At 49.7% G+C, this 9,940-nt stretch carries 7 protein-coding genes and 3 pseudogenes; 8 read left to right on the top strand and 2 right to left on the bottom strand.

From position 1 onward, the window contains the following. From BMY60_RS16080 to BMY60_RS13955, 3 genes and pseudogenes are all read left to right on the top strand, one after another. A pseudogene (locus tag BMY60_RS16080) lies at positions 1-489 on the top strand (hypothetical protein); the annotation flags it as partial. Positions 490-911: 422 nt separating this feature from the next. Then, positions 912-1,160, top strand: coding sequence for a CopG family ribbon-helix-helix protein (locus BMY60_RS13960; protein WP_090334450.1), 249 nt, complete (start codon positions 912-914; stop codon positions 1,158-1,160). After that, positions 1,157-1,459: a type II toxin-antitoxin system RelE/ParE family toxin gene (locus tag BMY60_RS13955; RefSeq protein WP_090334448.1), complete on the top strand. Its 303-nt coding sequence runs from the start codon at positions 1,157-1,159 to the stop codon at positions 1,457-1,459. Before BMY60_RS13960 ends, BMY60_RS13955 begins: the two co-directional genes overlap by 4 nt. A 166-nt stretch (positions 1,460-1,625) precedes the next feature. Here BMY60_RS13955 and BMY60_RS13950 read toward each other — a convergent pair whose 3' ends face one another. Together BMY60_RS13950 and BMY60_RS16415 are read right to left on the bottom strand one after the other, a co-directional pair. Beyond that, complete coding sequence (locus BMY60_RS13950) at positions 1,626-1,916, bottom strand: nucleotidyltransferase domain-containing protein (RefSeq protein WP_090334447.1); 291 nt, start codon at positions 1,914-1,916, stop codon at positions 1,626-1,628. An 82-nt stretch (positions 1,917-1,998) separates the two neighbouring features. Next, a pseudogene (locus tag BMY60_RS16415) lies at positions 1,999-2,366 on the bottom strand (IS3 family transposase); the annotation flags it as partial. Between the two features lie 639 nt (positions 2,367-3,005). Between BMY60_RS16415 and BMY60_RS13940 the strand changes: the two are divergent. The 5 genes and pseudogenes from BMY60_RS13940 to BMY60_RS13920 form a co-directional block, all read left to right on the top strand. Continuing rightward, positions 3,006-5,303, top strand: a complete 2,298-nt coding sequence (locus BMY60_RS13940; RefSeq protein ID WP_090334443.1) for an LPS-assembly protein LptD — start codon at positions 3,006-3,008, stop codon at positions 5,301-5,303. Beyond that, positions 5,287-6,756, top strand: coding sequence for a peptidylprolyl isomerase (locus tag BMY60_RS13935; RefSeq protein ID WP_256250880.1), 1,470 nt, complete (start codon positions 5,287-5,289; stop codon positions 6,754-6,756). Before BMY60_RS13940 ends, BMY60_RS13935 begins: the two co-directional genes overlap by 17 nt. Next, entirely contained in the window at positions 6,756-7,805 is a 1,050-nt protein-coding gene (pdxA, locus tag BMY60_RS13930) for a 4-hydroxythreonine-4-phosphate dehydrogenase PdxA (RefSeq protein WP_090334442.1), read from the top strand. The genes BMY60_RS13935 and pdxA overlap by 1 nt, the downstream gene beginning before the upstream one ends. A gap of 5 nt (positions 7,806-7,810) precedes the next feature. Beyond that, positions 7,811-8,611 carry a 16S rRNA (adenine(1518)-N(6)/adenine(1519)-N(6))-dimethyltransferase RsmA gene (gene rsmA / locus BMY60_RS13925; protein WP_090334452.1) on the top strand — a complete coding sequence of 267 codons (801 nt, stop codon included), beginning with the start codon at positions 7,811-7,813 and terminating at the stop codon, positions 8,609-8,611. Positions 8,612-9,098: 487 nt separating this feature from the next. Further along, a pseudogene (locus BMY60_RS13920) lies at positions 9,099-9,940 on the top strand (IS1595 family transposase); the annotation flags it as partial.

Below are 9,940 nucleotides of genomic sequence, written 5' to 3'. Positions count from 1 at the left end.
TCGGCGATGCAGCGTTATACTGGAGCACGCGCCAACAGCAACACGATCAAACAACTGACTGAGGCCGATTTAGCACAGTTGAATCTTAGCTCAACCGAAATACTCGGATTGCAAACCAGCCTGGCTGTCATGCATGCACTGCAAGAGCAGATTGACCGTGTTGAAGCTGTATTGGAAAGTTATTGCCGGGCCGGCGCCGGCAATTATGTTTCGTACTGTCGTTGTGTCGGTAGTGCGCATCTATCCAACGGTAAAAAGAAAGGCAGCGGCAACACCAGGAATGGCAACCGGTATCTGGCGTGGGCGTATGTCGAAGCGGCCAACTTTGCGGTGCGCTATTGCGAACCGGCAAGAAAATTTTATCAACGCAAGAAAGCCAAGCGCAACGGCATTGTTGCCATCAAGGCGGTAGCGCATAAACTGGCGCGCGCCTGTTATCACATGTTAAGAACGAGAGAAGTGTTTTCTGTGGGACGATGTTTTGCTTAGGTTTGGCGATGGCCGGTTGAACCAGACAAGTGGTTGGAGATCAAGCCACCAAAATTGATTGGACGCCGTGCCATTCGCCATTGCTGACAGTTTGACTGAAGTGAATCGCCCGGATTGTAAGCCAGAAAGGGTTGGTGCCTGCGGGCAACCACAGATTTGAACAAACAATTGGACCACCCATTAGAATAAACGACCTTGCCCGGCCGCACTGAACAGCGATTCCGGCATGTTGAACGCCAATTCCGAAAAATCAGCAAAAATGTTGATCTTCAACCGGAATACTTGTTCACGTTGAGCCAGAATAGGTGTTCAAGTTGGGCCGGAATATGCAGCCTCAACATTCACTTGTAATTTCAGCTTGCAAATCATATTTATCTATGTGATACGATTAACTATGATTACACCTGATTAAGGAATTAAAAATGGCAAGTGAAACAGGACGCATGAGTGTATCAGTGACACCAGAAAAACAACAAAAATTAGATGCTATCGCAAACAGTTTGGATCGTTCTCGAAATTGGCTGGTTAATCAGGCTATAGATCACTATCTTGAAATTTACGATTGGCAAACAAAAAAAATTCAAGAACGTTTGGATATTGCTTCAGGAAAAAATGCACAGTTCCATTCAAGCGATGATGTCGATGCCATCATAAATAAATTTAAAGCATGAGGGCTGTTGTATGGCTTAATGAAGCACTAGAAGATTTGAAATCAATTGGCGATTTTATTGCACAAGAAAATGCCAATGCTGCTTATAACGTTTTAATTAGAATAAAAGCTGCTGCTGATAATTTATTGCATCACCCCGAAATTGGTCGACCGGGCCGTGTTTTTGGTACGCGCGAGATGGTAATGAATGATTTTCCATACATTCTCGTTTACCAGATAACTGACAAAGATATCCGTATTTTGGCTGTCATGCATACAGCCAGAAAATGGCCACAAAACTTTAAACGTTCTCGCAAATAGCCATTACTCTTTTTCCAAACCTTTAACAAAACTACAAACATAATTATTGCTTGCTGTGTTCGCTTGTCAGCAAGGAAATCTTCTTTTTCCAGACCTTCAACAAAACCACATGCATCAGTAGTAGCTTGTTTTATATGGTTAAGATAATCAGAAAGTCGATTCATTCTTACACAGGTCGCGCTTCGCCCACCACTTGATCACGAAATTTTGGTGGCAGATCACCAAGTGTTAGCAAATCAACATTAACACCCAACAGTTCTTCCAATTCGACCTGCAATTCACCAAGATCGAACAGCGTTGCGCCTGGAAGAGTATCCACCAATAAGTCCAGATCACTATCGTCTTTATCTGTTCCATGGAGTACTGATCCAAACACACGTAGATTCGTCGCACGAAAACGATTCACTATTTTACGAGCAGCATTTCGGTTTAGATTGAGTGCAACTGACGGTCGCATAGGTACGTAATTTGCTGTGACACACTGAATTAAAAGTAGAATGAGAATAGCAAGTTCAGCTCAGAAAATCAAAAGGTTGAAAAAATACTGGCTGCTTATGATTACTGTTGGTTGTCACCTTGTATTTCTTCCTGTGTTTTACCTACACACCCGCTTCTTTCATCAGGCTTCGAGCTTTTCACCGACCAACCAGATAATTCAACTAATGCAACGCCTTTTTCATCCTGCGGCTGCCATAAGTGAAATGACTGGATTTCGCTATATCTCGAGCCACTTCAAGCAATTCCCCATGATGCGGGTCATCTGACCAGTTATCCTTGCGTTGCACATAATCATATTAGCCCTGAGCTCCAGACTGCGCGCCGCTTCTGCTATAGTATAACCCTGATCCAAAGCCAAGCTGATCGCATCCAGCTTGAATTCCTTCGAATACTGCTTTCTTGTTACCATCAACCTCCTGTTAAGTTTATTATCTCTTAACTGGGTTGTCCGGGGTTATTAAACCATGTCAGTGGTGGAATACGAAATGCAAAAAATTCATGCTGCCAAACTGCAACAAAAATAGCGATTCTGAGTATGTGTGGATTAACACAACGTGACAAAAGGAAAAAATATAGTGCAACTAAACAGTACAGGCTAAAAGTTATTAGCCTGGAAGAGTCAGCTCGCGCTAAACTCTTGATACTATATTCATACGCAACAATCAAAGCTTTCATGATTTCTGTACAAACTGATCTCCGTCTCCATCACGTTTATTTCACCACGCATCTGTGTTATTGATCGGCTTTATCATATAATTGCGCGTTTGAAAAACAAACGATAGCGCTTTCAACCGGGATGATGATAATCGCAATAACCGGCCCGCGCGGTTTGTGCGGCGTTCAGACCATTGAGAAGCTACCTGCGTTGCCGCATACGCGTTAATAACAGGTTTACAATGCGCATGACATCAAAACACTGTCCGCGCTGCAGGATGGAATACACCCGGAATTGCAATAATGCCGTCAATCGTTCAATGGCGTATGATCTGACATACTGAACATATCGAATGTAGGCAGGTGCGCAGCAGCCGGTGTTAAAAACACAAGCATGAAAAAAGAAAAAAACCGCGCTTTCCGTTCTATTATGAGTCTGATCATCAGCTGTTGCCTGTCTTCGGCGCTGTTGGCAGAAACTACCATTATCAAACCCCGCCAGAAACCCGCGGTATCGGTAACAGTGCCAACCGGTGAAAGCACAGTGACACAAACCGGACCCGACACCGTAATACTCGAAGCCGACAGCGTGGAGGGCATTTACGAGCAGGAAATGGAAGCGACCGGAAATGCCACGCTGTGTCATGCCGGCATGACGCTGACAGCCGACCGCATGAAATATTTTCCACAGTCCAAGGATGCCGAAGTCAACGGCAACATTCGCCTGGACAGGAAAAATGATTTTATTGAGGGCGACCACCTCAAGCTGAACCTGGATACCCAGATCGGTTTTCTCACCGAGCCGCGCTATACCATGAAAGAAGGCGACGGACGCGGCACAGGAGAAATGCTGTTTTTTGAAGGTAAGAACCAGTTTCGTTTGAAAAAAGGTGAATACACGACCTGTCCTGTCGATGACGAAGACTGGTACATCCAGGCACGCGATCTGAAAATCAACAGTGAAGAGGAAGTCGGCGTGGCGCGCGACGTCAGCGTGGTTCTCAAGGGCGTTCCCATTCTATATACGCCCTGGCTCGATTTTTCATACACCGGCCAGCGTAAAACCGGGTTTCTGGCGCCGGTTGTCGGCCACACCAAACGCAGCGGCGCCGATCTGGCGATACCGTTTTATCTTAACATCGCACCGAACATGGACGCGACCATCGCGCCGCGCGTCATGTCGGAGCGCGGCTTCATGCTCAGCAATGAAGTACGTTATATCGGTCATGGCGTGCATGGCCGGTTTCAGGCCGACATCCTGCCCGATGATTTTGACACCCACAAAACGCGCTATGGCGTGTCATTTCAGCATGCACAGTATCTCGGACACGGCTGGCGCGGCCAGCTGGATTATAACCGGGTATCGGACAACCGTTTTTTGCGCGACCTGTCCAACAATCTGTCGCAAACCAGCCGGACAAACCTGCTGCAACAGGCCGGGCTGTTTTACCATGGCGACCTGGGCCTTGACGGCACGATCAGTCTTTCCGCGATTGCGCAGCGTTTTCAGACCTTGCAGGATCCGTTCCTGCCGCAGAATCTAAATCTGCTGATCATCTCGCCTTACAAGCGCCTGCCGCAGCTGTCCATGAATGCTCTAAAGCGCAATGTCGCCGGCATGGATTTCGGTTTGAATGCAACCTGGACCAATTTCGCGCATTCAAGTGCGGACCGCACCGAGGGCAGGCGTCTGACCCTCTATCCTACCGTCAGCGTGCCGTTTCGAAATTCCTACGGTTTCATCACGCCGAAATTCGGCCTGCACTATACCCAGTACGCATTATCCGAAAATGTCGGCAATGTCGGCAGCAATACCGACCGGATGATACCGATCGTCAGCCTCGACAGCGGCGTGATCTTTGACCGCAATGTTACTATCGGCGGCAATAATTATATCCAGACGCTGGAGCCGCGCGCTTTCTATGTCTACGCTCCCTTTAAGGATCAAAGCTTTCTGCCCAATTTCGATTCCGCCGAATCGGATTTCAGTTTTGCACAGATGCTCACTGAAAACCGGTTCAGCGGTAACGACCGCATCAACGATGCCAATCAAATCACGCTGGCGCTGACTTCACGCCTGCTGGAACCGTCGACGGGTATCGAACGGTTAAGAGCCGCGGTCGGGCAACAGTTCCGCTTCTCCGATCGCAAGGTCATTCTGGATTCTTCGCAGGTCACCAGCCGCAGAGCTGATTTTATTGCCGCACTGGCCGGGCGCATTACCCGCGAAATCAGTACGAACGTCAACATCCAGCTTGACCAGCAGTCGCTGCGCACGGAAAAAATCCGCGCTGGCATCAGCTATCAGCCGGAGCTGGGCAAAGTCATTAACCTCGGATACCGTTATACGCGCGACGTACGGGAAAGCATCGATATCCCGGATAATCAGCTCAACACCGCAATCAAGCAGGTGGACACGTCGATTCAATGGCCGTTTTTTTCCAACTGGCATACCGTCGCCCGCATAAATTATTCGTTGCGCGACGACCGGCTGCTTGCGGGTCTGGCGGGATTTGAATATATCTCCTGCTGCTACAAATTCCGTGTTGTGGTGCAGAAATTGACGACGGCGACAAGCCGGAGCACGACCGCCGTGTTCGTCCAGCTTGAATTGAACGGATTGATGAATATCGGCTCCAATCCGTTACGTGTACTGGAGCAAAGCATTCCAGGTTATGCCAGCATTTATTGATATAACCGGCCTGTTAAACCCTTTGTATGTTGTTATCCGTAAATTTATGTCAAAAAGAACACTACTTGCCCTCGTCACTGGCATTCTGTTTTTGTTTCCGTTGCAGCCGTCTGCCGAAACCGTTGAAAACGGCTCGCCCGTCGATGCGCCACTGTTCGCAGACGAACAGGATTCGCCCGGTGATGAAACCGAACCAATTGATCCGGACCCGGAAATCTTAACGGGCACCCTCCTGCTTGACCGTATCGCGGCTATTGTTAACGAAGATGTGATTACGCAAAAGGAGCTGGACAACGCGGTTATCACCGCGACGCGCAATCTCAGGCAGCAGGGTATTGAGCCGCCAGAGCAGGATTCGATGCAAAGTCAGGTGCTGGAAACGCTGGTGATCAAATCGATACAACTGCAGCATGCCAGGGAAATCGGCATGTCCGTCAGCGACAGCGAACTTGACGAAACCATTCACCGTATCGCCGATGAAAATAAAATGTCCCTGCAGGAATTTTATTCGGCGCTGGAGCAGGACGGCATCAGTTTTAATAAATTCCGCCAGGAAATTCGCGACGAAATTATTCTGGCGCGATTGAAAGAACGGCAGATTAACAGCCAGGTCAATGTTACCGAAGGTGAAATCGACAACTTCCTGCGCACCCAGGAATCTTCAGCAGCCGGTAATGAGGAATTCCTGCTTGCGCATATTCTGATTTCAGTCACTGAACACATGGACCCCACGCAAATTCATGACCGCAGTGTACGTGCCGAACAGGCGCTGCAGAAACTTCAGGAAGGCGCTGATTTCGCACATGTTGCGGCCGAGTTTTCAGATGCGCAGGACGCCATGCGCGGCGGTATGCTCGACTGGCGCCCAATCACGCAGATGGGACCCACATTTGCGCAACTGCTGTCACCGCTGGAAACCGGCGAAATCACGCCCGTAGTGCAAAGTCCGAACGGATTTCATATATTCAAGATCGTCGACCGGCGTGAACTGGAAAACAAAGCCGTTGTGATCGACCAGATCCATGCACGCCATATTTTGATCAAGGTGAATGAGTTAACATCGGACAGCGATGCCAGAGAGGAAATCCTGCAACTTAAAGCGCGTATCGAGCAGGGCGCCAATTTTGCCGAAATGGCAAAATTGCACTCAGAGGACGGTAGCGCCTCGGCGGGCGGCGATCTGGGCTGGTTATCCCCGGGCAATACCGTGCCACAATTTGAAAAAGCCATGAACCAATTGCTGCCGGGGCAAATCAGCGATCCCGTGAAAACTCAGTTTGGCTGGCATTTGATACAGGTCATCGAACGCCGCGAACAGGATGTCAGCGACGAACATCAGCGCGAAAACGCACAGCAGGCAATCCGCGCCCGGAAAGCCGAAGTCGTCGTGCAGGAAATGCTGCGCCAGCTTCGTGATCAGGCCTATGTCGAATACCGGAGCGACGATATTTAATGATCTCTGAAACGCTGCCGGTTATTGCGCTCACAGCGGGCGAACCGGCCGGCATCGGGCCGGATATCTGCCTGCAAATGGCGCAATACCCGCTGTCCTGCGGACTGGTAATCATTGCCGACCGCAAATTACTCAAGACGCGTGCGCAACACCTTGACATGCCGGTCAAGCTAACCGATGCCACCAATGTCCGGCCCGGCCCGCACCGCACGGGTTCTCTGCAGGTCAGCCACCGGCCGGTTCGGGAACCGGTACAGCATGGCATGCTGAACCCTGCCAACGCAGCGTATGTTCTGGACACGCTGCAGCATGCCGTGACCGGTTGCAGTAGAGGCCTGTATGACGCCATGGTAACCGCGCCCGTTCACAAAGGCGTGATCAACGACGCCGGTATTGCGTTTACCGGGCATACCGAATATCTGGCAGAGATAACCTGCAGCCAGACAGTCATGATGCTGATCGGCGGCGGCATGCGCATTTCACTGGCGACCACCCATCTGCCGCTCAAAGATGTGCCTGCGGCGATTACCCGCCAAAACCTGGAAAACAAGCTGCGTATCATTCAGCATGATTTGATCAATCGATTCGGTATTTCCCGTCCGCGCATTGCTGTTGCGGGCCTGAATCCGCATGCAGGCGAATCGGGCTATCTGGGTACGGAAGAAATCGATACAATTATTCCGGCGCTGGATGCATTGCGTCAGGCAGGTTTTCAGCTTAGCGGCCCATTGCCTGCGGATACACTGTTTAACCCGGCGCAACTGGCAAACTATGACTGTATTTTCGCCATGTACCATGATCAGGGGTTACCGGTACTCAAGCACGCCAGTTTTGGAGCCGGCGTCAATGTAACGCTGGGTCTGCCGATCATCCGCACGTCGGTGGATCACGGTACGGCGCTTGATCTGGCCGGAACCGGAAAAGCCGATGCAGGCAGCCTGTTCACCGCAATTGAACTGGCAATTGAGCTGTCCAAAAACACCAAAACAACATCAGACGCACAAGGCACGGCAGATACAGAAGGCACAAAAAGCAGGCAGACGCCATGAAGCACATGGCGCACAAAGCGCGTAAACGCTTTGGTCAGAATTTTCTGGTCAATCCTTGGGTCGTAGCGGAAATCATCCAATGCATTTGCCCGCAACCGGATGACCAGATGGTGGAAATCGGACCCGGACTCGGCGCGTTAACCGTACCTCTGATACAAACACTCGCGCATCTGACAGTCATCGAACTGGACCGGGACATCGTCGAGAGACTCCGGCAAGATTACCCGCCGGAAAAACTGACCATCCATTCAGCCGATGCACTGAAGTTCGATTTTTTTTCATTAGGCGATCAGCTGCGTATTGTCGGCAATCTGCCCTACAACATCTCAACACCGCTGCTTTTTCATCTCGCCCGGTTTTCCGGATCAATCCGGGACATGCACTTTATGCTGCAAAAGGAAGTGGTCGAGCGCATGGTTGCCGTTCCTTCTACAGCCGACTATGGCCGCCTGTCCGTCATGCTGCAATACCGGTTTGAAATGGAACGCATGCTAACGGTTTCCGCCGAATCGTTCCGCCCGGCACCCAAAGTTGATTCAGCCATCGTACGTATGTGTCCGATCCGGCAGCCGACGCCGGCCTTATCCAGTGAATCAGCTGAATCAGCGTTTTCCCGCATCGTTACCGCCGCATTTTCACAACGGCGCAAGACGTTACGCAACACCCTGTCCGGCCATCTTGCCGGTGAAGACTTCAGCCATTTGGCGATTGACCCCGGTTTGCGCGCGGAAAACCTGACTGTTGAAGAATATATTAAAATCGCTAATTATTATGCAGCAAAACAGCCTGGTACTCTATCAATATGATATTGCCTGGTGCAGCGTTACCGTAGTGTTATGCAACAAGGCGCAGCACGCAGGGAAAGGTTACTCCCTTTTCAAGTACTGTAATGCAGTTGCAGGACACCATGGTAACGCCCTGTGGGTGCGCTTGTCAGCATCCATGGTCTGCGTTGTGTCTTTTCAATAGAACGACTATTGCCTGCAAGGCACGCCTCGCCATGTCACTGACAAGCTCACTGAACCCGGCAATATCATATTGATAGAGTACCAGCCAATAACCGGCAAAATTATGTTAATTGACAATTGAAATATACCCGGTGAGCGGATCACTTCAAAGCAGGCCATCATCTGCCGTGTCGATAGTTTTGTTGCCTGATCCTGGATTTGTTGTGCTGTTTTCAGCGCTATCGCACCATTATTTAATATGCCTATGAATTATTCTCAGTATTTCTCATCTTATTTATTAATATCAATGAGATAAAGGAACGACAATGAAAGACCGGGAAATGAGCTGATAGATTGGCAAAAACAGTACGGTACAGAAGAAGGCTGCGTGCAGGCATTAATAGAGTGACGCTGGCCGGAAGGTTTTCGCTGTTCATGTTGTGGTCACGATGGTGGTTACAGTATTAAGACGCGTGGCTATTGATAATGCAGTCAATGCCACAAACAAACCTCATTAACGGCAGGCACCTTGTTTCATTCAACCAATCTGCCACTAACCAAGTGGTTTTGGGCAATTTACCTGGTTGCATCAGATAAAGGCGGTATTTCTGCTTTGCGTTTATCCAAACAAATAAACGTGTCCTGGATAACCGCCAGCAGAATGCTGCGAAAGATTCGCATTGCCATGGGACACCGGGATAGCATATATCGATTACATGAATCGATTGAAATAGACGATGCGTTGATTGGAGGGCGCCATACTGGAGGAAAGCGCGGCCGGGGCGCCGAGGGAAAAACATCGGTGTTGGTAGCCGTTGAGAACCGGGAGAAGCGTTCCGGTTTTATTGCCATGCAGCAGGCTTCTGGTGTTAACCGGGAAACGGTATCACAGTTTGTAAAGCGGCACCTGTCACCTGATCAATGCGTGCGAAGTGATGCATTGTCTTCTTTAGCCGAAATCGGCAAAACACAGAATCATACCGCACGCGTGACCTCGCCAGACAAAGCTGGTGAGTGGTTGCCATGGGTACATATCGCCATTGGCAACCTTAAGGCATTCTTGCCGGGAACATATCACGGAGTGTCATCAGGTTACTTGCAAGAATATCTCAATGCGTTTTGCTACCGTTTTAACCGGCGAGCATGGGAAGCTGAATTACCTTCCCGTCTCCCGAGTGCTTGCTTGTG

The organism is Nitrosomonas sp. Nm51 (assembly GCF_900111165.1).
Lineage (GTDB): Bacteria > Pseudomonadota > Gammaproteobacteria > Burkholderiales > Nitrosomonadaceae > Nitrosomonas.
Note: the sequence above shows the minus strand (reverse complement) of the source record. Positions and strands in the feature narration are given on the sequence as shown.

Bases quoted from the DNA above. Each gene is read 5' to 3' on its own strand.
- BMY60_RS13950 (WP_090334447.1), bottom strand. From the start codon at position 1,916: ATGCGACCGTCAGTTGCACTCAATCTAAACCGAAATGCTGCTCGTAAA.
- rsmA (WP_090334452.1), top strand. From the start codon at position 7,811: ATGGCGCACAAAGCGCGTAAACGCTTTGGTCAGAATTTTCTGGTCAAT.
- BMY60_RS13960 (WP_090334450.1), top strand. From the start codon at position 912: ATGGCAAGTGAAACAGGACGCATGAGTGTATCAGTGACACCAGAAAAA.
- BMY60_RS13935 (WP_256250880.1), top strand. From the start codon at position 5,287: ATGCCAGCATTTATTGATATAACCGGCCTGTTAAACCCTTTGTATGTT.
- BMY60_RS13940 (WP_090334443.1), top strand. From the start codon at position 3,006: ATGAAAAAAGAAAAAAACCGCGCTTTCCGTTCTATTATGAGTCTGATC.
- BMY60_RS13955 (WP_090334448.1), top strand. From the start codon at position 1,157: ATGAGGGCTGTTGTATGGCTTAATGAAGCACTAGAAGATTTGAAATCA.
- pdxA (WP_090334442.1), top strand. From the start codon at position 6,756: ATGATCTCTGAAACGCTGCCGGTTATTGCGCTCACAGCGGGCGAACCG.